Genomic DNA, 24,430 nt, shown 5'->3' on the forward strand with positions numbered 1-24,430 from the left:
GCCAGATGAAACGATTTTTCATCGGTGCCGCCTTGTTGGGTTCAGTCCTTATCCTTTTTTTCGTTATTTGGTACGGACAACGAGAGCAGGCACGAGAATTACTACCACCAGAAGAACAAATCGTGACGATCCATGGAGAGACGTTGCCGGAGCAGCCGAACACACTGCTCGCGATCGATCCGAGTTCGCAAACTGTGTTATCGCATATTTATGAAGGATTGTATCGCTTCGGAGCGGACGGTGAGATTGAACCGGGACTCGTTGAGACGATGACGCGTTCCGAGGACGGGGCGACATATACGTTTAACTTGAAGGCAAGTCAAACTGTGAATGGAAATGCGATCACGGCTGAAACGTTCGTCGAGCATTTTCGCATGCTCGCCGATGACGATACGAATTCCCCGTTCAGTTTCCTCCTCGGAGATGTATTGAACGCGAAAGCGATCAGTCTCGGGACGAAAGAACCAGAGACGCTCGGCGTGAAAGCGATTGACGAACAGACACTTGAGCTGACGCTCGAGCGGCCGATGGAAGGGTTCGAGCAGATGTTAGCGATGCCGGCCTTTCTGCCGCAGACGATGATTGGGGAGTGGCAAGAACTCGACGCGAACGGACCGTTCCAAATCGAGTCAATCGACGCGGCCCAGGCGACGTTGATAAAAAACGAGGATTATTATGATGCAGATCGCGTCACGCTCGAAAAGGTTATCATCTGGGCGGATGAAGGTCTAAGTTCAGAGCCCGACGGTATTCACCCGATCCCTTACGGCACGGACGAGGGGACAATCGAATCACTCGAAGGTAAGCTCGTTGATGTTCCGCGAAGCGGCGTCTTCTATTTAAAACCGAACGTCGACGAGTATCCGTTCGATGATGCCGATTTCCGACGCGCGCTCGCGCTCTCCTTAGATCGCGAAGCAGTGGAAGGGTCACTCGCAAGAGCCGAACGGACGACAGAACGATTGCTCGTCACCGATCAAACGGAGACGGAGCCGACGCTTGAAGGAGAGGCGGCGACACTGTTCGCAGACGTGCTTGATCGGCTCGAAGAAGAGGAAATCGAGATTGAGTTGCTCAGCTTTGTCGATGAAGAGGCGAGACAAATCGCCCAGACGATTGAAACAGAGCTTGAACAACTTCCCGGTCTTCAAGTGAACGTCGTCGAGTTGCCGCTCGGTGACAAAGTTAGGAAAGAAGTCGCAGGCGATTACGCGTTGTCACTATCAGGGTGGCAACCGGACTACCCGGCATTCAGTGCCTATTTGACCCAATTCGAGACAAATAACTATTTGAATTCGAGCGGATACACGGACGAAACGTTCGATCGTTTGATGGATGAGGCCCGCTCGACAGAAGTACTTGCGGACCGGAACGAGACGTATCGACAGGCGGAAAAACGGCTGTTGGAAGAAGCTGTCGTTATCCCAATCTACCAAGCTGGAAGATCTTACGCAGTCGATTCCAAATATGCGGAAATCGGTTTTCCGGTCATCGGTCCTTCGTACGTCCTAACTTTTTCTAAAGTTTATGAAAAATGAGCTTAAAGCCCGTCTCCCTAGGCGGGCTTTTAGCCTATAATAAAAATTTTTTAGAAAAATCAAAATAAACACTTTGCAAAATTATCAGAATATTGTATTATTGCTTCAACGGGATTGTGGTAGCAAATTTTGTAAAGTGAGATATCTGAATTTTCTACCATCGTTCATTTCGTTAAACCGAAAAAAATCAGGGGGTCATCGCAATGAATAAGAAAAAAGGTTTTGCTTTAGCAACGTCGGTAACGCTTCTATCTAGCGCATTCCTAGCAGCTTGCTCGGGTGGGGAAGAAGAGACATCATCAAATAAACAAGGTTCTGAAGGCGGCGCAGACGAGGAGCAAGTCCTCAACTTGCTCGATAGTTCTGACATCCCTTCACTTAACCCTACACTCGCGACAGACGCGGTTTCGTTCAACGTGTTGAACAACGTTAACGAAGGTCTTTATCGTATGGATAAAGACGATAACCCGACACCAGGGATCGCAGAGTCACATGAAGTCTCTGAAGACGGTAAAACGTACACGTTCAAAATCCGTGAAGGCGCAACTTGGTCTAACGGTGAGCCTGTAACAGCTAACGACTTCGAATACGCTTGGAAAGAAGTTCTTAACCCGGACAACGCTTCACAATATGCTTACGTCATGTCAATCATCGAAGGTGCTGAAGCCTACAACACTGGCAAAGGCGAGCGCGACGCTGTCGGCGTCAAGGCACTTGATGATCAGACACTTGAAGTTAAATTGACTGCACCAGCAGATTACTTCCTCGGTCTCACAAGCTTTGGCGTATTCATGCCTAAACTTGAGTCGTTCGACAAAGAGCAAGGCGAGAACTTCGGTACGTCTGCAGAGACAACTCTCTACAACGGACCGTTCAAACTCGAAAACTGGGAGCGCGAGCAAGGCTGGAAAATGGTCAAAAACGACGACTATTGGGATGCTGAAGCCGTCAAACTTGAAGAAATCAACGTTAAAGTCGTTAAAGAAGTTTCAACAGGTGTTAACTTGTACGAAAACGGCGACGTTGACCGCACTGGTTTGACTTCTGAACTCGTTGCTCAATACCAAGACAACGAAGACTTCTCGACTGTCGTTGAGCCAACACTCTTCTACCTTCAGTTCAACACTGAGGTTGAAGCGCTCGACAACCAAAACATCCGTAACGCGATTGACGCGGCATACGATAAAGCAGCGATCTCTGAAACGCTCCTTGCGAACGGTTCAGTCCCTGCCAACTACCTCGTACCTAAAGACTTCGTCACTGGACCAGACGGCGCGGACTTCCGTGAAGCGAACGGCGACATCGGTGGCTACGACGTGGACAAAGCGAAAGAGCTTTGGGAAAAAGGACTTGAAGAACTCGGTCAAGACTCTGTCGAAATCGAGCTCCTCAACTATGACTCAGAATCTGCGAAGCAAATCGGTGAGTTCATCAAAGGTGAACTTGAGAAGAACCTTCCAGGGATCACGCTTACAATCAAGCAACAACCGTTCAACAACAAACTTGACCTTGAGAACAAAGGTGAGTTCGAGTTGACATTCGCTGGCTGGGGCCCTGACTACCAGGATCCAATGACATTCGTTGACCTCTTCGTTACTGACGGACCATACAACCGTGGTAAGTGGTCGAACGAAGAATTCGACAAGCTCATCGAATCTGCGAAATCAAGCACAGATGCTGAACAGCGTTGGGCTGACCTTCAAGCTGCAGAGAAAATCGTTCTTGAAGAGAACGCGATCTCGCCAGTTTACCAACGTGGATCGGCTCGCCTCACGAAGCCATACGTTAAAGGAATCGTTGAACACGCGTTCGGCGCTGACTACTCGTACAAGTGGGCATCTATCGAAGGCAAAGAGTAATAAGAAACAACACGCATACAAAAAAGAGACGGGGACGCCTGTCTCTTTTTTTGTGTCTTCAGTTTGACCAATCACGTTGCACGAACAAGCCGCCCTTTGCATGCAAAGGGCGGCTACTTTTTATTTCTTCACTTTGGCCCGTTTCCGGTTGAGTCCCATCGCTTTCTCGATTTTCGCGAGATTTTTGTTGGCGACGGCTTCCGCTTTCTCACGTCCCGCATCGAGGATGGCGTCGAGCTCAGCTGAGTCGACGAGTTCGTGATAGCGATTTTGGATAGGCTCGAGCATGGCGACGACGGCTTCGGCGACGTCTTGCTTGAACGTTCCATAGTTCGAGTCTTTGTAGCGTTCGACAAGTTCAGCGATTGGGGTATCGGTCGAGAGCGAGTAAATCTCAAGCAAGTTCGAGATGCCCGGTTTGTTCTCACGGTCGAAGCTGATGACACCGCTCGAGTCCGTGACGGCGCTCTTGATTTTTTTACGGATGACGTTCGGCTCATCGAGCATCGAGATGAAGCCCTTCGCATTCGCGTCTGATTTCGACATTTTTTTGACAGGGTTCGTCAAACTCATGATGCGCGCACCTTCTTTTTGAATGAGCGGCTCCGGAATCGTGAACGTCTCATAGTATCGTTTGTTGAAGCGCTCGGCCAAATCACGCGTCAATTCGACGTGTTGTTTTTGGTCATCGCCGACCGGGACGAGTTCCGTGCCGTACAAGAGGATGTCGGCCGCCATCAAGGTCGGATAGACGAACAAGCCGGCGCCGATGTTTTCACTGTTTTGTGATTTGTCTTTATACTGCGTCATCCGGCTCAGTTCACCCATGCCGGCGATACATGTCAACATCCATCCGAGCTGGGCGTGCGCCTTCACTTCTGATTGGACGAAAATCGTCGACTTCTCAGGATCGAGACCGCAAGCGAGATAGAGTGCGGCGAGCTTGCGCGTGTTGTCCATCAACTCGACGCGGTCGAGTTGAACCGTGATCGAATGGAGATCGACGACACAGTAAAACGCTTCGTGTTCTTCTTGCAGCTCAACAAACTGCTTCATCGCGCCTAAGTAGTTACCGAGCGTCACGACGCCGGTCGGCTTAATGCCAGAAAAGATTTTTGCCATGATTACACCTCCAGAGAATATAAAAAACCGCGGTTCCCCGCCCGATAAATCGGGACGAATAACCGCGGTGCCACCCAAATTTGCATGAAACTCATGCCACTTGATCGCGTTAACGGGCGTGACCGTCTCGCCGTACTACCGTTCAGGCGAGCCACTCCGAAGTCCATTCGCTCGACGCTTTCCATCTACTCGCAGCAACGTAGACTCTCTGGGGGAAAGGGGATTCGAGGTACTTGTCTTCTTCATCGTGTTTCCTATTGTTCTAGCCATAGTGTAGCATATCGTCTGAAAAATCGGAAGGTCAAACGAGGGTGATGATGTAGGAGAGAATGATGCTACCGACGCCGACGTACACCCAACGCGAAGCCGAATGTTTTTGAGCGGCCCGTTCTTCCGGTGTCGCCTCTTCGTCTTCCTCGTAATCCGGGTCAATCTCTTTCAACTTGGCGCGTCGGTTACGTTTGAACCCGTACATGATGCCGTCGAATAGTCCGGACGCGCTCATTTGAGAGAACATACCGATTGCAAAGACGAGCATCCCGGCGACGAACAGACCGCCGCTCAAATGAAACAATAACGTTTCATCCTGGTAATAAGAGAGGCTCGACCAGACCGTGTAGGCAATTGTGACAATCCCCCAAACGATTAATATACTTCTAAAATTTTTCAATGTGACAAACTCCTTTCAGCTTGGATGTGCTCCATCGAGTCATCCGCCCTATGGCTCTATGATACCTGTTGCTTGGTGGAGAAGGCGAGAAGTTCGTGTTGAAAACGACAGCGGTTTATTAGGGAGTTGACAGTTTGATTAAAAATTTTTTACAATAGCCCTAACGTTCTTTCGTCGGATACAAAATGAAATATTCAGAAAATTAAAGAAAAAATAAGATGTTATCGTCCGACGAAACGCCATGCTTCACGATTCAGAAAGGGGACATCGCAATTGAAGAAAAAATCGATTTTGCTCATGATGACACTCATCTTGGCACTCGGTTCAGTGCTCGCCGCTTGCTCGACTGGCGGAGACTCTGACGGTGGTTCGTCTTCGAACGGAGAAAAAGTTCTCCGCTTGACGGACACGTCTGATATTACAACGGCTGACCCGGCGCTCGCGACGGACGCAGTCGCGTTCAACTTGATCGCCAACACGATGGAAGGTCTTTACCGTCTGGATCAAGACGGGAATGCCGTTCCAGCAATCGCCGAAGGAGAACCAGAAGTGAACGAAGACGAAACGGTCTACACGTTCACACTCCGCGACGCGGAATGGTCTAACGGCGAACCTGTCACAGCGAACGACTTCGTCTACGCTTGGCAACGCGCTGTGGATCCAGAAACTGGTTCACAATACGCGTACATCATGAACACAGTAAAAAATGCCGAAGCCATCAACACTGGTAAACTTCCTAAAGAAGATCTCGGTGTGAAGGCGATCGATGAGAAGACACTTGAAGTTACACTCGAGCGTCCAGACCCATCGTTCATCTCACTCACATCGTTCGGTACGTTCACACCGATCAACGAAGCGTTCGCCACTGAAAAAGGCGCAGACTTCTCAACGTCACCAGAAAACCACATCTACAACGGTCCATTTACATGGTCGGAGTGGGATCGCGAGCAAGGATACGTGTTAGCGAAAAACGAATCGTATTGGGATGCTGAAAATGTAGCCCTCGAGAAAGTCGACGTTCGCGTCGTCAAAGACACATCGACTGTCGTCAACTTGTATGAAGCAGGAGAAGTCGACTACGCCGGCCTCTCATCTGAACAAGTTGCTGCTTTCCAAGAGAACGACGACTACAACACAGGCCTTCGTTCAAGCGTCGGTTACTTCAAGTTCAACCATGAAGATGAAGTCTTCGCTGACGTCAATGCCCGTAAAGCAATCGCTCGTGCGGTCGACCCAGCCGGAATCATCGACCAACTCTTGAACAACGGTTCAATCGCCACGACTTCGTTCATCCCGAAAGACTTCATCAAGTATGAAGACGGCACGGATTACACGGAAGGCGTGACGCACTTTGAAACGAACGCTGACGAAGCGGCATCACTTTGGGAAGAAGCGACTGGCGGCGAAGCTGCTACAATCGAACTTCTCTCATTCGACAGCGAAGTATCGAAACAAATCTCAGAGTACATGAAAGGCCAAATCGAATCGAACTTGCCGAACGTGACCGTGAACATCTCACAACAACCGTTCAACAACAAGCTCGAGCTCGAAGCGAACGGAGAGTACCAAATGTCATTCGCCCTTTGGGGACCTGACTATCAAGATCCGCTCACAAACCTTGGCATCTTCACGTCTGACAACGGTCAAAACGACATCAACTACAAGTCTGCTGCCTACGACAAGTTGATTGATGAAGCATCTGCTGAAACAGCAATCGATGCCCGTTATGACAAATTTAAAGAAGCAGAGACGCTCTTGATTGAACAAGACCAAGCCATCATGCCGATTTACCAAGCTGGTGTCGCTTACTTGCTCCGTCCGAACGTCGAAAACTTCAACCGTCAACTATTCGGTGCTGATTACCAGTACAAATACGTCGATATCAACTAAATGAGAAGGGGGCATGCAACGTGCATGTCCCCCCTTTTCTAAAAAAAAATCCGGAAATGAGAGAAAATACTATTCAAATGTTTTGTTGGTAAAGTATAATGTAGTAACAGTGAAAATTCAGAATACTTTACAAACTAAGAATTCTTCAATTTTCATGTGCTGTGCTAAGAGCCTTGAGATGACGTTTGACCTATTCTTTCAGAAAATTCCTTTCATTTTGTGAATTCAAGAAAAGGGCAATATGTCATAGTGACGCTGTTGGTGCAAGCATAGACACATTAGAAAAACAGGGGGTATTTATTTATGGGACGTTATATTCTGCAACGGCTGACTTACGGCCTCATCACGTTCTTCTTGATTGCGACGTTCACGTTTTTCCTGATGGACCTGCTTCCAGGTTCGCCGTACCAAAACCAGGAGAAATTGACTGAATCACAAATTCAACTCTTGAACGAGCGTTACGGACTCAATGATCCACTTCCAGTTCGTTATGCGACTTACTTAGGGAACCTTGTGCAAGGTGACCTCGGTGTATCGTTCCGTACGGCCAATCGGCCAGTGACGGATTTGATTATGGAACGGATCGGACCTTCAGCTCAACTAGGAATTCAAGCGCTCGTCCTCGGGACGTTTGTCGGATTGCTCCTCGGGATTGTTGCAGCCATCCGTCATAACACGTACATCGACTATGGTTCAATGTTCGTATCGGTAATCGGGATTTCTGTCCCATCATTCGTATTTGCAGCCCTCCTTCAGTACTATGTAGGGGTTAAGTTGCAAATCCTCCCTGTCGCGTTCTGGGATTCACCGGCTCATACGATTTTACCGACCATCTCGCTCTCGCTCGGTGTCACGGCGTCGATCGCTCGTTTCGTTCGGACCGAGATGCTAGAAGTGACCGGACAAGATTATGTCACGCTCGCTAAGGCGAAAGGATTGACCGGAAACGCCATCGTTTGGAAACACATGGTGCGTAACGCGATGATTCCTGCCATCACAATTCTCGGACCAATGACGGCCGGCCTGTTGACAGGTACGTTCGTTATCGAAAAGATCTTTGCGGTTCCGGGACTTGGTGAGTTGTTCGTTACATCAATTACGTTGAATGATTACTCGGTCATCATGGGCACAACGCTCTTCTTCTCGGCCTTGTTCATTATTATCATTCTACTTGTCGACTTGCTCTACGGAGTCGTTGACCCACGTATTCGTCTTGGGGGGGATAACTGATGATTGAAAATAAAAAGAATTTCGAGCAGTTCGACCAAGACATGTTCCAACGTGTCGAGATGAATGAACAGCTCGGTGAACGTATTGCCGGTAAAAGTTTGAACTTCTGGCAAGACGCTTGGATGCGCCTAAAGAAAAACAAAGCCGCCATCCTCTCGTTGTCAGTCATTGTCATTCTCGTCTTGCTCGCGTTGTTCGGTCCGATGCTTTCAGGCCGTGACGCTTATGAACAAAACATCTCACAAGCAAAACTTCCACCTAAAGTCACTGGACTTGAGTGGGCAGGGTTTGATGGGATGGCCAACCTAGGTGGACGCGACATCGATTTCTATGAACAGAAAAATGTCGAAGAAAACTTCTGGTTCGGTACGGACTACCTCGGCCGTGATCTTTGGTCACGTGTTTGGGAAGGGACGCGCATCTCGCTCTTCATCGGTTTGATGGCTGCGATCATTGATACGGTCATCGGTGTCGCATACGGTGGGATTTCGGCTTACTTCGGTGGCCGCACAGATAACATCATGCAGCGTGTCGTTGAAATTTTGACAGGTGTTCCGAACTTGATTTTGATCATCTTGTTCATCTTGATCTTTGACCCAGGGGTGTTCACGATCATCCTCGCGATGACGATCACCGGCTGGATTGGGATGAGTCGACTCGTCCGCGGTCAAATCTTGAAACTCAAAAACCAAGAGTTCGTCTTGGCAGCTCGTACGCTCGGTGCTTCAAGTAACCGTTTGATCTTCAAACACTTGATCCCGAACACGCTCGGCGCCATCATCATCACACTCATGTTCACGATTCCATCTGCCATCTTCTTCGAGGCGTTCCTCAGTTTCATCGGGATCGGACTTCAACCGCCACAAGCGTCACTTGGTACGTTGATCAACGACGGATACAAAGAGCTACGGACTTTCCCGTACTTGCTCGTCATCCCGTCAGTCATCATCGTCTTGCTCATGGTCAGCTTCAACTTGCTCGCCGATGGCTTGCGTGATGCGTTCGACCCGAAAATGCGTAAATAATTATAGAAACAGGGGGACTCGTGAATGGAAACGATTTTATCTGTCCGAGACTTAGCGGTCTCGTTCCATACGTATGCTGGAACGGTACAAGCTGTTCGCAACGTATCGTTTGATTTGAAAAAAGGCGAGACGCTCGCCATCGTTGGTGAATCGGGTTCTGGTAAATCCGTCACTTCAAAAGCGATCATGCGTCTGATCCCGAACCCGCCAGGTGAAATCACGAACGGAGAAATCTTGTTCGAAGGTAAAGACTTGGCGAAGTTGTCGGAAAAAGAAATGTTGAAGATCCGTGGCCGTGATATCGCCATGATCTTCCAAGATCCAATGACATCACTCAACCCGACGATGACGATCTTCAAACAGATTGCTGAAGGATTGAAGCAACACCAAGGTCTTACGGGTGAAGATGCGAAGAAGCGTACGCTGGAATTGCTCACACTCGTCGGGATTCCAAACCCAGAAGCACGTCTTAAACAATATCCGCACCAACTCTCAGGTGGTATGCGTCAACGGATCGTTATCGCGATCGCGCTCGCATGTAATCCTAAAGTATTGATCGCCGATGAGCCGACGACAGCTCTCGATGTAACGATTCAAGCTCAGATTTTGGAGCTTTTGAAAGACATCCAACAAAAGACCGGCACAGCGATTATCTTCATCACGCACGACCTCGGTGTCGTCGCGAACATGGCTGACCGTGTTGCCGTCATGTACGCTGGTAAAATCGTCGAGAAGGGAACGGTCGATGAGATTTTCTACGAGCCGCGTCACCCATACGCATGGGGACTGCTCGGATCGATGCCGCGCCCATCTGATGACCCGAACGAGGCGCTTCCTGCCATCCCAGGTACGCCGCCGAACTTGCTCGACCCGCCAAAAGGCGATGCGTTCGCACCACGTAACCCGTATGCGATGAAGATCGACTTTGAAAAAGAACCACCGATGTTCCAAATTAGCGACACGCACTATGCGGCAAGTTGGTTATTGCACCCGCAAGCACCGCAAGTGAGCCCGCCGAAAGCAATCCGTGACCTTGCACTCAAGTATCGTCCGGACAGCGCGTTCGCCAAATCGATTTTGAAAGGTGGTGCTGAATAATGGAACGCGAGAAATTACTCGAAGTAAAAGACCTGAAGCAGCACTTTAAAATTGGCCGAGGTCGCGTCGTTAAAGCGGTCGATGGCATCTCGTTTGATATTTACAAAGGTGAAGTTCTCGGTCTCGTAGGGGAGTCAGGTTGTGGGAAATCGACGACAGGTCGTACCATCATCGGCCTTTATGACGCGACGGACGGTGATGTCGTCTTCAAAGGCGAAAACGTTCATGGCAAGAAGTCAAAAGCGGAGAAGTTGAAATTCAACCGGGCCATGCAAATGATCTTCCAAGATCCTTACGCATCGCTCAACCCGCGGATGACGGTCGCTGATATCATCGCTGAAGGCATTGATATCCACGGCCTTGCCAAGACGAAAGAAGACCGGATGAACCGTGTCTATGACCTTCTTGAAACGGTCGGTCTTACGAAAGAGCACGCGAGCCGTTACCCGCACGAATTCTCGGGCGGTCAACGTCAGCGGATCGGGATTGCCCGCGCTCTCGCGGTTGAACCAGACTTCATCATCGCCGATGAGCCAATCTCGGCTCTCGACGTATCGATCCAAGCTCAGGTCGTCAACTTGATGAAAGAATTGCAACGCGACCGTGACTTGACGTACTTGTTCATCGCCCACGATTTGTCGATGGTCAAGTATATCTCAGACCGGATCGGTGTCATGTATCAAGGTCACCTCGTCGAACTCGCTCCAGCAGCGCGTTTGTATGAGAACCCGATTCACGCCTATACGAAGTCGCTTCTCTCGGCGATTCCGCTTCCGGATCCAGAGCATGAGCGCACACGTAAGCGGATCGTGTATGAGTCGAAGTCACTCGGTGCCGTCGGACGTTCGGATGAGGATTCAAGCATCCCACCGCTCCGTGAAGTCGAGCCAGGCCATTACGTCTCATTGACAGACGAAGAATACGAAGCATATAAAGCGCAACTCGTATAATTAGAAAGTCCCGAATCCAACCGGATTCGGGACTTTTTTGAACGCAAAGAAAAACACCATCCAAGGACGGTGTCAGGCGTTTGAGATGCGTGGCAAGTTCGAGAGCCGTTCGACGACCGCGTCAATCAGGCGGACACGGGCAAGGGCATCTTCGATTTCCATCGTCTCATAGTGATGCAGTCCGCCAGGTTGTTCCACGTACGTATCCGCATCATGGACGAGCTGTTGGAGTGGGGTACGTTGAATCCGGTTAGGCGGGAGATAGGAATCAGTATGAAGCAAAATCATGACCGAGATCTCTTTCGCGCGTGCCGGGTCTTCCCCGAGACGAATCAATAGCTTATGGGCGCGTTCGGCCCCTTTAATGGCATGAATGTCGTTTTGACGGTATAAATCGTAGTTCCATTTGCCTTCGGTGTACCATTCGTAGTGACCGATGTCATGGAGCAGAGCGGCTTTCGTCGCTAAATCCGTATCAAGACCTCGTCGCGTCGCCAATTCGAGAGCGCGTTCACACACGTCTACGGCGTGTTTCAGACCGGAACGGGTCAAATATTTTTGGGTGACCGGATGTTGCATAATCGTCTCTAGCGTAATTCTCATATTCGCTCTCCTCCTTGGTGATTTCAAAGGTTATTTCTATTAACTATACGGGAATTGAAAAAGAAAAGCAAATTTGGAACGTGTGAAATGATGAAAATCTTCGAGATTGTTCATTCATTTTCATAAGAATGTGCTATAATTTAATTGTAGATTAGTGCAAGTTCAAGATTTTCAGATTCAGTAACGGTCGGTGGGTCGAGTCCTTATGGCGTTGGGGGTGAGAGACCATGAAAGAGCGTGACAAAGTATTGCAACAGAAAAAGAAACTTCTGAAGGAAGTCCTCAAGAAGAAATTGAAAGACTTACAAGTGAAGCCTGGCAAAGAGACGGTATCACAACCGGTTTCTCGAATGCCGGCGTCCTAGAACGGTCGATCAAGGGTCGCATTCTCCTGAATGCGTCCTCTTTTCTTACCCTAGTGAGAAAAGTTATCATTGAAGTTTCAATAAATAAGAATTATTATAATTAAGTGGACGAATTTTTGGGTATACAAATAGAGTCACTTGAAAAAGATGAACGAACACTTGATCAGGGAGGAACGAAAATGGTCACATTGTACACGTCTCCGAGCTGCACATCGTGCCGAAAAGCACGGGCATGGCTCGAGGAGCATGATATTCCATTCACGGAACGGAACATATTTTCAGAACCACTCTCACTCAATGAGATCAAACAAATCCTACGTATGACAGAAGATGGGACAGATGAAATCATCTCGACCCGATCTAAAGTTTTCTCGAAAATCGACGTATCGGTCGATGCGCTTTCACTCCAACAACTATATGATTTGATTCAAGAATATCCAGGATTGCTCCGCCGTCCGATTCTGATTGATGAAAAACGTCTTCAAGTCGGATACAACGAAGATGAGATTCGTCGATTCTTGCCGCGCAAGGTCCGGACGTTCCAACTTCAAGAAGCGCAACGACTCGTCAACGAGTGAGGAAGCATACTGTCTAAGCAGTGTGCTTTTTATTATTCCGTTTTTCCGATAAAATAATAGTAACAACCCCACCATCAATAGATTGACACGTTAAAAAAAGGGTACTATGATAACAAGACAATTTCCCCTCTCCTCCTTAATTGTTGAAGTAGGAGTGAGGTGAGAAGGGAGTGGACAATCGTGAAAATTGAGCGCATCAACGACAACACCGTCAAATTTTTCATTACGTATGTCGATATCGAGAAACGCGGTTTCGCTCGTGATGAAATCTGGTATAACCGAGAACGTGGTGAGCAGCTGTTCTGGCAGATGATGGACGAAGCGCACGAACGAGAAGATATCTCGTTTGATGGTCCACTATGGATACAAGTACAAGCGTTTGAAAAAGGACTTGAAGTGACCGTGACGATCGCGAAAAATGTGATTGACTCTGATGACGATTCGGAGCTCGGGTCACTGTTGCGCTCGGCAATCGACGAGGCGCGCGATCAGCAATCGGTGCTTGATCAATTGAGTGAACTTGATGAAATCGAAGCCGAGCCGGAGGCGTGGGCTCCGCTCGCCATGGAAACGGATGACTTTGAGGCGATCATCTCGCTCAGTAAACGAGCAGGAGAGGCGTTGAACAACGTCAACCTTAAGTTATTCCATTACGACAATCGGTATTACTTGTGGATTGACTTCCCAGACGAGATGGAACCGGAAGAAGAAGAGAACGTATTAAGTCTCTTAGCCGAGTATTTGACGTTCAGCACGCAGACGTTAGCGATGCTTGAAGAATACGGCAAGCTCATTCTCGACGGGGATGTCTTCTCAAAAGTCCGTCACTATTTCTAAACCCTAATCGCCTGTTCATGTGGACAGGCGATTTTTTTACCAATTTATACATATGAAGAGGTGTCGTGATGCTCAAGCGGATTCAATTAAAGTTGGAAGATAGCACCTGGTTCGTCCCGTTTTTATACGGAGTGGGAGGGATCGCGTTAACGTTCCTGACTCAATATTTTGGAAGCTTCTTTCGGGAGCTGTTACCGGAAATCATTTATTTAGACAAGGATTCAGCAGCTTCTGTCCTGTCTTCGTCGTTCACGAGCCTCATGACGATGATGACGTTCAGCTTTTCGACGATCCTCGTCGTCTTGACGACGTATTCGTCGCAGTTCTCGCCTCGGACGATCAATAACTTTTTGACGAACTCGGCGTCGAAGCATACACTCGGCCTGTTCATCATGACGACGGTGTACGGCATAACGAACTTGTTCCTTATCCGGACATCGGATGAAGACGTCGTACTCGCTTCAGGCATCAGTGTCCTGCTCGTCGTCAGCTCAATTTGGGCGTTCGTTAAATTCATTCAAACAATCAGCGTCTCGATTCAAGCGGAACGCCTCTTATCGGCATTGCACCGCGAAGCGCTATCTGTCATCGAAAACCAAAGACGGGCGGTCGAAGAGGAAGACATGTACATCGTCCCGAAACGAACGGTTCACACGTTCGAAGGACAGGCGGTCTATGCCTCTCGAACGGGCTACGTCCAACTGTTCTCGAGCGGGAAGCAGGAGAGCCGTGACGTCGACTTCGAATCGGTCGTGGCCGTCGGGGACTTTGTAGCGGAAGGAGATATTCTCGGCTATTGGCTCGCAGAAGAAGCGCCCGATATCGACGTGTTCCAAATCGGTGAAATCCGTTCATCGATTCAAGACCCAGCGTTCGTCATCGAGAAGTTGAGTGAGATCGCGCTGAAAGGCGTCTCACCGGGCATCAATGATCCGAATACGGCGATTCACGCGATTCACTACATCGGCGATATTTTACGCGAACTGAGCCGATTGCCGGCAGGCGACTTTTTATTCTCCAACGACAAGAGTAACTGGCATGCCAAACGTAAAACGATGGAAGCGACATTGTTCGAGGCGTTCGCTCCTGTGAAGACGTATGCGAGTCACGACATTTTCGTGATGGCATCCGTCTTCGAGGCGATCCGAATCGCGCGGATTCAGGCACACGCCTCGCATGATGAAACGTTCGAGGACTTCATCGACTACTTTGAGGAAGCGCTCGACTTGGATGAGTTGCATCCACGAGAGAAAGCGTTCTTGACGAATCAGATGACGAAAGCACGGAAAATACGTGATTAACGAGAAAGGAAGGGGTCCGAGAAGACCCCTTCCTTTCTGTGCATCATGAGAGGGTATAGCCCCCATCGACCGTAATGGCTTGGCCGTTGATATAGCTCGACGCCTCACTCAACAAAAAGGTCACGACCGGCGCCACTTCATCCGGTTTAGCGGCATGTCCCCGGAAATGATGGGTCATCGCCTCTTGGAACTTGGCTTCCCCGCCGTACAACTTGTGACTGAGCGGGGTGTCGACCGGACCGAAACAGACCGCATTGAAGCGGATTTTGCCTTTCATTCGATGGGCGAACGTCTTCGTCAAGGCGATGACGGCCGCTTTGGAGGCGGCGTATGGACCGAGCATCGGTGGGAATTTGACGTGGCCGACGATGGCAGCGTTGTTGACGACGCTCGCTCCATTCGCGAGGAGCGGGATAGCGCGTTGGATAAGTCGGTTTGTCGCGAGCACGTTCAGTTCAAAGACGTCATCGAACGCGGACGCAGGCAACCGTTCTGGTGTCCCGGGGCGCCCGAACGTCGCCGCGTTATTGAATAGTCCGTCTAACGTGATGGCCCGGTCTTTGAGTTCGTCCATCATCGCCTCGATGTCGTCGTGTTGGGACAAATCGCATGCCATAAACGTGACGCGAGCGGATGCCGCCTCGATTTCTTCGCCTCGTGCCTCGTCTCGGCCGATGCCGATGACGTCATGTCCTTCCTCTGCTAACCGGAGGGCGACGGCCCGTCCAATCCCGCTCGTCGCTCCCGTAATCAAAAATGTGCCCATATTTCGTTCGCTCCCCTCAAAAGATGGCGTTAAGTTGTATAATTATGATAATACAAGATAGAAACGGGGTCAGTTTATAATATGTTGCGACGCATACAAGTCCTTTTATCCCTGATTTTGCTCGCAGGTCTCATTGCCGTATTATCATATTACTGGAGCTCCCAAGTGATTGGCTTGTTCTCGGTGCTCGTCTTTTTGACGACGTTCAGCATTTTGCTCGTCATCTTGCTCGAGAACCGCAATCCGCAACGGACGCTCATTTGGGCGATCGTCATGCTCGGCTTCCCGGTCGTCGGTCTGTTCGCTTATTTCGTGTTCGGACAGAACTATCGCCGGAAGCGGATGTTCAAAGAGAAAGCGATGCTCGATGAAGAGACATACCTCGCCTATCGTCAGAAGGCGATGACGTTGTCGCCGTCACTCATGTTCTCCCACGATGATTATGAGAAATTGCTCCATTTGACGTCGTCACTCAATCAATTACCCGTCTCGTCAAACACGTATACGCAAGTGCTGACGAACGGGCAAGAAAAGTTTTCGAAACTGTTGCCCGCCTTGAAAGGGGCGACCCGCCACATCCATCTCGAATATTATATTTTCCGGGAAGATCGTATTTCTCGGGAAATTCAACGCATTTTGATCGACAAGGCGAGGGCGGGGGTCGAGGTCCGCTTCTTGTACGATGCCGTCGGCTCGATCCATACGAGCGGGACGTTCTTCGACGAGATGCGGCAAGCAGGCGTCCACGTCCAAGCCTTCTTCCCCGTCGTCTTGCCGCTCGTGTCGAGCAAGACGAACTACCGCAACCACAGGAAGATTGTCGTCATCGACGGCACGGAGGCGTTCACCGGCGGGTTGAACGTCGGTGACGAGTATTTGGGCGAACATTCGAAGTTCGGCTTCTGGCGTGACACGCATCTGTACGTCAGAGGGGAAGGGGTGTCGGAACTGCAACTGATCTTTTTGCAGGACTGGTACTATATGACGGGCGAGCGCCTGTTCACTCCGTTTTATCTCGAACCGCTCGAGACGGTACGCAGCGCGAGCGGGGGTGTGCAGATCGTGGCGAGCGGACCGGATGAACCGTATGAGACGATGAAGTCGATCTATTTTGCGCTGATCAACGCCGCGAAAAAATCGGTCTATATCTCTTCGCCGTATTTGATTCCCGATGAGGACATCATGAGCGCGCTCAAGACCGCCTCGCTATCAGGAATCGATGTCCGAATCGTGCTCCCGAGTTATCCGGACCATAAGATCGTGTTTTATGCGAGCCGGTCGTACTTCGAGGAGCTGCTCAGCGCCGGTGTAAAGATTTATCTGTATGAAGAAGGGTTCATGCACTCGAAAGTCATCGTCGTCGACGATGGGCTGGCGACGATTGGGACGGCGAACATGGACTTCAGGAGCTTCCACCTCAATTTCGAGGTGAATGCGCTCTTATACAACACGAATTCCGTCCATCAGCTCAAGCAAGATCTCTATAAAGACTTTGAAGGGTCACACGAGTTGGAGTTGCAGGCGTTCTCGGAACGGTCGTACTTCATCAAACTCGTCGAGTCATTGGCCCGAATGTTTTCACCACTACTATGAGGGGGAAGCGGGATGCGGTTTGCCATCGATCGGACAGGGGGGTATGTCGATGCCCTTACGTTAAGTCGGGGGCGGATCGAACCGTTTGCCCCTTTTGTGTGTCCAGAATGCGGGGAACGGGTCATCGTCAAGCAAGGTGTGAGGCGACGGCTTCATTTCGCACATGTCCATCCGTGTGGACGAGGCGAGTCGACGGGGCACCACGAAGACAAATGGGGTGTTCGGCAGTGGCTTCAGACACAAGGTTACGCCGTCGAACAAGAAGTCGTCATCGGCGCACGTCGTGCCGATTTGCTGGCCCGACGCGACGATACGAGTCTCGTCATCGAAATTCAAGCGTCGACGCTCACAATCGAGTCTTACGTCGAGCGGACGAGACATTATCGCGACAACGGACTCGATGTCGTCTGGCTGGCGAGCGGATTAGAACCTAGTACTTGGCCTTCATTGCAGCCGTGGATGCGTCACGAACTGTTTAGACGGCATGGCTTCCATGTCCCTTACAAGCAATCACTTTATCGTTTCATTGGCTTCCCGATATCGGTTAGACGCGGCGTTGGTCATTGGCAGACCGTATCGTCATTCTCGAGTTCGCCGTTCGAATGTTATTATCGTTTCGACGCCCAACAATGGGTTCAACTCGTCCGGCGCCGCCGGATGACCCCACCCTATCCGACGCCGCAGTACCGCCGGCTCGTCTTGAACCGGTTGTATCCGATCGGAATGCTACCGTCTCTTATGCCGAGTTGCTGTTACTTGCCGTTATCCTCGCTTTGGGGCATCCACGTCCATCCGTTCACGTTTCAGACGGTGCTTTATTTGAATCGGCGTGAGCGTCCCGACGACTCCGTCGCATGGAGTATCGAAAAGACGTGCCGCCAGTTTGACGTGACCCCGACAAGCGACTTTCTCCAAGCGTTTGAAGTACAATGGAGACAACTCTTGAACGTGTTTGATATGACGGAGTCGGTGGGGGATTGGCACGTCCCAAGGACGCTAGAGACGGCCCTTCTCCACGATCTTCGATTATTTCAAGGGTTTCAGCGATTCATGGCGAAATCGTATACAAACTAGGAAAAGGAAGTGGACATATGTCAGAAGTACTTACACGACAACAAGTACCCGTCGAGGAGACGTGGAACTTGGAGACGATTTATGCGGACGATCAGGCGTGGGAACACGATTTTGAAGCATTGAAAGCAAACGTGCCGGCCTTGGTCGAGTTTAAAGGTAAACTCGGGGAATCAGCCTCTACTTTGTTTGAAGGCCTGCAACTTCGCGACGACATCTCGCGTCAATTGCATAAACTGTATACATACGCCCATATGCGTTATGACGAAGATACGTCGAACAGTCATTACCAAGCGTTGAACGACCGGGCGGGCTCGCTCGCGGCCCAAATCTCGGCTCAGCTCGCATTCATGACGCCGGAACTGCTCGCCATCGATGAGAGTCAAATCGAGGCGTTCATGGCGGAACACGAATCGCTCAACGTCTATCGCCATGCGTTCGACGAGTTGGCGCAAGAGCGTCCGCACGTGTTGACAGAAGCCGAAGAGGCGATTCTCGCTCAAGCTGGTGACGTGCTCGGCCAGTCGAGTTCGACGTTCGGCATGCTCAACAACGCCGATTTGAAATTCCCGAAAGTGAAGAACGAGAAAGGTGAAGACGTCGAATTGACGCATGGTCGTTACATCACATTCCTCGAGTCGAGCGACCGTAGCGTCCGCGAAGGGGCGTTCAAGGCGATGTACGGCACGTACGAGCAATATTTGAACACGTTCGCCTCGACGTTGTCAGGCAGCGTGAAGAAGGATAACTTCTATGCGACGGTCCGTAAGTTCGAGAGTGCCCGTCAAGCGGCGCTCCATCATAACGCCATCCCGGAAGCGGTATACGACGGTCTCGTCGAAGCGGTGAACGAGCGCCTCGACTTGTTGCATCGTTACGTCGCGCTCCGGAAACGGGCACTCGGTGTGGACGAGCTGCATATGTATGACTTGTATACACCGCTCGTGAAAGACGTGGACATGAAAATCCCATATGACGAAGCGAAAGACTTGATGGTCAAGGGTCTCGCACCACTCGGTGACGAGTACGTCCAAATCGTCAAGGACGGTCTCGATTCACGCTGGGTCGACGTCCGTGAGACGCGTGGCAAACGGAGCGGTGCTTACTCTTCAGGCGCGTACGACACGCAGCCGTTCATCTTGATGAACTGGCAAGACAACGTCAACAACTTGTTCACACTCGCCCATGAGTTCGGTCATTCGGTCCATAGCCATTACACGCGGGCGTCGCAGCCGTATCCATACGGGGACTACTCGATCTTCGTGGCCGAAGTGGCATCGACGACGAACGAGGCGCTCTTGAACGACTATTTACTGAAGACGCGTACAGACCGCCAAGAGCGGCTCTATCTCTTGAACAATCAGCTCGAGACGTTCCGTGGCACGTTGTTCCGTCAGACGATGTTCGCCGAGTTCGAGCATATGATCCATAAAGCGGCCCAAGATGGCGTCTCGCTCACACCTGAGTACTTGAATGAGACGTACCTCGAGCTCAACAAGCGATACTTCGGAGACGAGCTCGTCATCGATGGGGAGATCGCCTTCGAATGGGCACGGATCCCGCACTTCTATTACAACTACTACGTCTATCAGTATGCGACGGGCATCTCGGCGTCGGCCGCATTGTCGCAACAGATCATGGACGAAGGGGAACCGGCCGTCCGTCGTTACATCGACAAGTTCTTGAAGGCCGGGTCGAGCGATTATCCAATTGAAGTATTGAAGGCGGCTGGAGTCGATATGACGACGAAAGCACCGGTGCTCGCAGCGCTCGATCAGTTCGAGGCCGTGCTAGACGAGATGGAAGCGTTACTTTTCCAATAAAAGAAGCGGGGCGTGAACATTATGTGACAATATGAACAAAGTGCTTGTCACGGTGCGCTCGTCTCGGTATATTATAAGTGTGAAATCAATCACAAACCCCTTTTTTGACCGTAAACTTTCTCCCAACCTGTGATCTGTATAGATACTCGGGTACGATGTTTTCCGTCCCCGCGGGAAACATCGAAAAAACCCACGGCTCCCCGGCCGTGGGTTTTGTTGTGTCATTTATTCGTCGCCCAAGCTTCGCCGCTGCAGCCCGGGACAGGCCGGCAACGTTGTTGGAGCGACAGTTTTTTTAATTCTCTTTCGATGACAGGCTTGTCGAGCTCTAAAATGAAAGCGAGCTCGGTAATCGTTGAGGCGTCATAGTGTCCTAACACTTTCTCGACGCTCCAATCAGTCTCACGGGTCGGTACATAGCCGAGCAGTTCGGCCATGACAGCCTGATAGACGTCATACGGATAGAGTCCTTCGATTTTGAGCGCCTCGTCACGCGTGACGAACGTCAAGGCGGGAAGCGATTCGATTTCCCAGTCTTTCAAGATCTCATGATCGACCGCCAGTGCGCTCAGCAGTTGATTGGATTGGATATCGGCAGCCAACTCATCGATGTCGAGTCCATAACTGACGAACGAGCGGGCAATTTCCCATAAGTCGCTGTCGCTAGAGCTATCCTTCAAAAAGATATCGTTAATATGCAGATGGCGCATGAAGCGCATCGCATGACGTTTCCCTTGTAACTCCATAGCCTTGATCATCGTGAGAAGGCGAACCTCTTCTTGACATCCGCCAACACAACTAGGAACCGTCGAAACCATACGGAAACGAATCAAGTGCCCGTATTCAAGTTCGAGTTTTTTAATGAGTGTCATCACGTGAAGCCCGTCTGGATCTGAGATGTCCATGAAATAGAATAACTCTAATGGCTTATATGTTACTTGGATAGAAGATTCTTCCAATGAACAGGATGACTCATTACATTGTTCAAGTTCCATTGTGTCGCCTCCTCTCGTAAACAAAAATCAAATATATCGTATGCTCATTGTAGCAACGAAAAAAAAAGGTTGGCAACGTATCTGCTCAACCTTGGTTTCGACGCATCTTTTCTTCCATGAATCGAACGATTTTATTTTTGGCGGGCCGGAGGGGAATGCCATGGCGATGAAGAAGCTGTTCGAACGCGATTTTGCCCTTCGTTTCATCGGTCACTTCAAATTCTATTTCATAGTCGTGAATCTCCAAATAATGACTTTCGTCGAGGACGAGCAGACCGTCTGGTGTCTCGATTTCCGCGCGTTTCGTCTCAAGGCGACCGAGATGTTCGAGCGGGCCGGACAAGTCGAACGCGGCGAGCGCCTCTTTCATTTGGTCGTCATGGATGATGCCGTATTTGAACAAGTTTTCGGCCTCTGCCTCATTGATTGGGGCATGCGTCTCGAGCAGTCCAACGTCATGCGGTTGTTTGAGTGTCAACACTTGGCCATGTTTTTTCTCGCGAATTCGTAGGGCGGCGCCGTGCTTCTTCAGTTCGAACGTCGGTGTATCGAAATAGTCATTCGCTTGCCATTTCACTTTGTCCGTTAAATCGTAGGCGGTGAGCAAGGTCTCATACTCGTCTTTCGTCAACATCGATTTGAATTCAATTTCCACTTCTTGGGTCATAAATCATCGCTCCATTCTATGAACAATTGTTCGTTTATGATACCATACAATCGGATACATACGGAAAAAGCAGGGTTTTCCGAAATGAACGAAAGTGGTGACAGCATATGCAATCAATGGATTGGGATCAATTTTTAGTGCCGTATCAAATCGCGGTCGATGAACTGAAAGTTAAATTCAAGGCGATTCGGAAACAATATAAATCTCAAAACGACCACTCACCGATCGAGTTTGTCACGGGACGGGTCAAACCGGTCGGTAGCATTCTCGAGAAGGCGAAGCGAAAGCAAATCCCTTACGACAAGTTGTCGACGGAGATGCAAGACATCGCCGGACTCCGCATCATGTGCCAATTCGTGGACGATATCGTCCACGTCCTTGAACTGCTCCATCACCGGACCGACTTTAAAATCGTCGAGGAACGTAACTATATCACGAACCAAAAGGAATCGGGCTACCGCTCTTACCATTTGATTCTCGAATACCCGGTTCAAACGATTCATGGCGAGTTCCCGACGCTTGTCGAAGTACAAGTGCGGACGCTTGCGATGAACTTTTGGGCAACGATCGAGCACTCGCTCAACTATAAATACGACGGGGATATGCCGGTCGAGGTGCAGGAGCGCCTGCGCCGGGCGGCTGAAGCGGCATTTTTGCTCGATGCCGAGATGAGTCAGCTCCGCGTCGAGATTCAAGATGCACAGCAAGTGTTCCGGGATAAAGAAATGAACGTCCAAACGGACCAAGACTAGGGGGCCAAGGCATGCAGTTTGCGATTGTAGCACGGGGAGACGCGCGTTCGGCCGATATTGCGCGCGAGTTGACGAATAAATTGACCGAAGCGGGGCATTCGGTCTCGAAAGAGCCGCGGATCGTCGTCTCGGTCGGTGGGGATGGGACGATGCTCCAAGCGTTCCACGAATATATCGACCGGCTCGATGATACGCTGCTCGTCGGGATTCATACGGGCCATCTCGGTTTTTACGCCGACTGGCAACCAGACGAGCTCGACGAGTTGACGGAAATGATCACGAGCGAATCGTTCGAACCGGTGTCTTATCCGCTCGTCGAGGTGCTCATCGATTACGAGGACGGGACGACCGAACGACAACTCGCCATGAACGAGTGTACGATTAAAAACTATAAACGTACGCTCGTCTGTGACTTGTCGATTCGCGACGATTATTTCGAGACGTTCCGCGGTGACGGGTTATGTATTTCGACACCATCCGGGTCGACAGCCTATAACAAAGCACTCGGGGGTGCCATCGTCCATCCGTCGATTGAAGCAATCCAAGTGACGGAGATGGCGTCAATCAATAACTTGGTGTACCGGACGATCGGTTCACCGCTCTTGTTGCCGAAGCATCATCAAGTGAAGATCGAGCCGCACACGAAAACAGAATTCGAACTCGCGTTCGATCACCAAGAAGCATTGTCGTGGTCGAACGTGCGCTCGATTCGCTGTGCGGTCGCGAAAGAAAAAGTGACATTTGCCCGGTTCCGCCCGTTCCCATTTTGGCGACGGGTCCGGGAATCGTTCATTGAGGAAGGGAAGTAACCGATGTACGGATTCACATTGCATCGCGTCGCGGGGGCGAACGTCCCGCTGCGCGATTTTTTAATGACAGACTGCGGCATCTCGCGCAAGATGTTGACCCAAATCAAACAAGGGGGGCTCATCCTCGTCAACGGAGAGCCGCGGACGGTACGTTATGACATCAGCGAAGGAGATGATGTGACGGTCCATTTCCCGGTCGAACAGCCGGCGGAGACGATGGTCCGCTCGTCACGCCCGCTCACGATCCTGTTTGAGGACGACTATTTGCTCGCCGTCGATAAACCGGCTGGGATCGCGACGATCCCGTCCCGGCTTCATCCCGACGACACGCTTGCCAATGCGGTGCTCGGATATTACGAGCGAATCGGATTACAGTCGGCGATTCACGTCATCAATCGACTCGATCGTGACACGAGCGGCGTCGTCTTGTTCGCAAAATATGCGTACGTGCACCATCGGTTCAGTGAATTGCAACAGACCGGGGGCTTGTCACGGACGTATCTCGCTCTCGTCGAAGGTGAGGTTTCGCCACAGACGATTGACGCTCCCATCGGCCGTGCCCCGGATTCAATCATGGAACGAATCGTGACGGTAGACGGACAGCACGCCGTGACCCATATTCTTGAAGTAGAGCCGCACGAGGCATATACAGCGCTGACGATCGCCCTCGAGACCGGACGGACGCATCAAATCCGCGTCCATCTGCGCCATATCGGGCATCCGCTCCTCGGGGATACGATGTACGGTGGTAAGACCGTACTCGACCGTCACGCGCTCCACAGCGCCTCGGCGACGTTTTGCCACCCGATAACGGGCGAGAGACTCGTCATTGAGGCGACATACCCGCATGATTTTCGACTTGAAGCATAATACAAACAGTCCCGCACT

22 protein-coding genes and 1 other annotated feature are annotated in these 24,430 nt (G+C 50.5%); of the genes, 16 read left to right on the forward strand and 6 right to left on the reverse strand.

The annotated features are described in order from the left end of the window. Window positions 1-5: 5 nt before the first annotated feature. Together KNP64_RS01265 and KNP64_RS01270 are read left to right on the forward strand one after the other, a co-directional pair. Window positions 6-1,538: a peptide ABC transporter substrate-binding protein gene (locus KNP64_RS01265; protein ID WP_138859703.1), complete on the forward strand. Its 1,533-nt coding sequence runs from the start codon at window positions 6-8 to the stop codon at window positions 1,536-1,538. Between the two features lie 203 nt (window positions 1,539-1,741). After that, on the forward strand, window positions 1,742-3,397 hold the full coding sequence (locus tag KNP64_RS01270) for a peptide ABC transporter substrate-binding protein (protein ID WP_214791585.1): 1,656 nt from the start codon (window positions 1,742-1,744) through the stop codon (window positions 3,395-3,397). A gap of 120 nt (window positions 3,398-3,517) precedes the next feature. Here the strand turns inward: KNP64_RS01270 and trpS are convergent, their stop codons facing one another. After that, window positions 3,518-4,519 carry a tryptophan--tRNA ligase gene (trpS, locus tag KNP64_RS01275; RefSeq protein WP_138859701.1) on the reverse strand — a complete coding sequence of 334 codons (1,002 nt, stop codon included), beginning with the start codon at window positions 4,517-4,519 and terminating at the stop codon, window positions 3,518-3,520. Between the two features lie 47 nt (window positions 4,520-4,566). Beyond that, window positions 4,567-4,774: a binding site (T-box leader), on the reverse strand. 46 nt (window positions 4,775-4,820) lie between these two features. Beyond that, complete coding sequence (locus tag KNP64_RS01280; RefSeq protein ID WP_138859700.1) at window positions 4,821-5,189, reverse strand: DUF3899 domain-containing protein; 369 nt, start codon at window positions 5,187-5,189, stop codon at window positions 4,821-4,823. A gap of 273 nt (window positions 5,190-5,462) precedes the next feature. Between KNP64_RS01280 and KNP64_RS01285 the strand changes: the two genes are divergently transcribed. The 5 genes from KNP64_RS01285 to KNP64_RS01305 all read left to right on the forward strand — a co-directional run bounded on the left by KNP64_RS01285 (window position 5,463) and on the right by KNP64_RS01305 (window position 11,382). Then, window positions 5,463-7,079: a peptide ABC transporter substrate-binding protein gene (locus KNP64_RS01285; protein ID WP_214763832.1), complete on the forward strand. Its 1,617-nt coding sequence runs from the start codon at window positions 5,463-5,465 to the stop codon at window positions 7,077-7,079. Window positions 7,080-7,382: 303 nt separating this feature from the next. Then, window positions 7,383-8,309, forward strand: coding sequence for an oligopeptide ABC transporter permease (gene opp3b / locus KNP64_RS01290; RefSeq protein WP_214791583.1), 927 nt, complete (start codon window positions 7,383-7,385; stop codon window positions 8,307-8,309). Next, entirely contained in the window at window positions 8,309-9,334 is a 1,026-nt protein-coding gene (gene opp3C, locus KNP64_RS01295; RefSeq protein WP_371815243.1) for an oligopeptide ABC transporter permease, read from the forward strand. Before opp3b ends, opp3C begins: the two co-directional genes overlap by 1 nt. Before the next feature lie 24 nt (window positions 9,335-9,358). After that, window positions 9,359-10,432, forward strand: a complete 1,074-nt coding sequence (locus KNP64_RS01300) for an ABC transporter ATP-binding protein (protein ID WP_034776940.1) — start codon at window positions 9,359-9,361, stop codon at window positions 10,430-10,432. Then, complete coding sequence (locus KNP64_RS01305; RefSeq protein WP_034776942.1) at window positions 10,432-11,382, forward strand: ABC transporter ATP-binding protein; 951 nt, start codon at window positions 10,432-10,434, stop codon at window positions 11,380-11,382. The genes KNP64_RS01300 and KNP64_RS01305 overlap by 1 nt, the downstream gene beginning before the upstream one ends. 72 nt (window positions 11,383-11,454) lie before the next feature. Here the strand turns inward: KNP64_RS01305 and KNP64_RS01310 are convergent, their stop codons facing one another. Beyond that, window positions 11,455-11,985, reverse strand: a complete 531-nt coding sequence (locus KNP64_RS01310) for an HD domain-containing protein (protein ID WP_034776944.1) — start codon at window positions 11,983-11,985, stop codon at window positions 11,455-11,457. A gap of 544 nt (window positions 11,986-12,529) precedes the next feature. Here KNP64_RS01310 and spxA point away from each other — a divergent pair. The 3 genes from spxA to KNP64_RS01325 all read left to right on the forward strand — a co-directional run bounded on the left by spxA (window position 12,530) and on the right by KNP64_RS01325 (window position 15,066). Then, entirely contained in the window at window positions 12,530-12,928 is a 399-nt protein-coding gene (spxA, locus tag KNP64_RS01315) for a transcriptional regulator SpxA (protein WP_015881217.1), read from the forward strand. Window positions 12,929-13,108: 180 nt separating this feature from the next. Beyond that, the gene (mecA, locus tag KNP64_RS01320) at window positions 13,109-13,765 is read left to right on the forward strand and encodes an adaptor protein MecA (protein WP_214763835.1); all 657 of its coding nucleotides are present in this window, start codon (window positions 13,109-13,111) and stop codon (window positions 13,763-13,765) included. A gap of 68 nt (window positions 13,766-13,833) precedes the next feature. Continuing rightward, on the forward strand, window positions 13,834-15,066 hold the full coding sequence (locus KNP64_RS01325; protein ID WP_138859695.1) for a DUF2254 domain-containing protein: 1,233 nt from the start codon (window positions 13,834-13,836) through the stop codon (window positions 15,064-15,066). Between the two features lie 43 nt (window positions 15,067-15,109). Here the strand turns inward: KNP64_RS01325 and KNP64_RS01330 are convergent, their stop codons facing one another. Then, a complete protein-coding gene (locus KNP64_RS01330; protein ID WP_214763836.1) occupies window positions 15,110-15,832 on the reverse strand; it encodes an SDR family NAD(P)-dependent oxidoreductase in 723 nt (240 codons plus the stop codon). 81 nt (window positions 15,833-15,913) lie between these two features. On the opposite strand from KNP64_RS01330, the gene cls reads away from it, so the two are divergent. Genes cls through pepF form a run of 3 tightly spaced genes read left to right on the forward strand, consistent with a single transcriptional unit; the run spans window position 15,914 to window position 20,319 of the window. Beyond that, complete coding sequence (gene cls, locus KNP64_RS01335) at window positions 15,914-17,425, forward strand: cardiolipin synthase (RefSeq protein WP_034776952.1); 1,512 nt, start codon at window positions 15,914-15,916, stop codon at window positions 17,423-17,425. A gap of 12 nt (window positions 17,426-17,437) precedes the next feature. Beyond that, the gene (locus tag KNP64_RS01340) at window positions 17,438-18,499 is read left to right on the forward strand and encodes a competence protein CoiA (protein WP_138859693.1); all 1,062 of its coding nucleotides are present in this window, start codon (window positions 17,438-17,440) and stop codon (window positions 18,497-18,499) included. Window positions 18,500-18,516: 17 nt separating this feature from the next. Beyond that, window positions 18,517-20,319 (forward strand): oligoendopeptidase F, encoded by a 1,803-nt coding sequence (gene pepF / locus KNP64_RS01345; RefSeq protein ID WP_138859692.1) that lies wholly within the window; start codon window positions 18,517-18,519, stop codon window positions 20,317-20,319. 221 nt (window positions 20,320-20,540) lie between these two features. Here pepF and KNP64_RS01350 read toward each other — a convergent pair whose 3' ends face one another. Together KNP64_RS01350 and KNP64_RS01355 are read right to left on the reverse strand one after the other, a co-directional pair. Further along, complete coding sequence (locus tag KNP64_RS01350; RefSeq protein WP_214791581.1) at window positions 20,541-21,314, reverse strand: DsbA family protein; 774 nt, start codon at window positions 21,312-21,314, stop codon at window positions 20,541-20,543. 85 nt (window positions 21,315-21,399) lie between these two features. Then, window positions 21,400-21,981: a CYTH domain-containing protein gene (locus KNP64_RS01355; RefSeq protein WP_214791579.1), complete on the reverse strand. Its 582-nt coding sequence runs from the start codon at window positions 21,979-21,981 to the stop codon at window positions 21,400-21,402. Window positions 21,982-22,088: 107 nt separating this feature from the next. Here KNP64_RS01355 and yjbM point away from each other — a divergent pair, with 107 nt between their 5' ends. The 3 genes from yjbM to KNP64_RS01370 are packed head-to-tail and all read left to right on the forward strand — an operon-like array spanning window position 22,089 to window position 24,412. Next, window positions 22,089-22,733, forward strand: coding sequence for a GTP diphosphokinase (gene yjbM / locus KNP64_RS01360; RefSeq protein WP_034776960.1), 645 nt, complete (start codon window positions 22,089-22,091; stop codon window positions 22,731-22,733). Window positions 22,734-22,744: 11 nt separating this feature from the next. Beyond that, entirely contained in the window at window positions 22,745-23,542 is a 798-nt protein-coding gene (locus KNP64_RS01365; RefSeq protein WP_034776962.1) for an NAD kinase, read from the forward strand. A 3-nt stretch (window positions 23,543-23,545) separates the two neighbouring features. Continuing rightward, complete coding sequence (locus KNP64_RS01370) at window positions 23,546-24,412, forward strand: RluA family pseudouridine synthase (RefSeq protein ID WP_214791577.1); 867 nt, start codon at window positions 23,546-23,548, stop codon at window positions 24,410-24,412. Window positions 24,413-24,430: the final 18 nt, after the last annotated feature.

Source organism: Exiguobacterium sp. s64 (assembly GCF_018618035.1).
GTDB classification, from domain to species: Bacteria; Bacillota; Bacilli; order Exiguobacteriales; family Exiguobacteriaceae; genus Exiguobacterium; species Exiguobacterium mexicanum_A.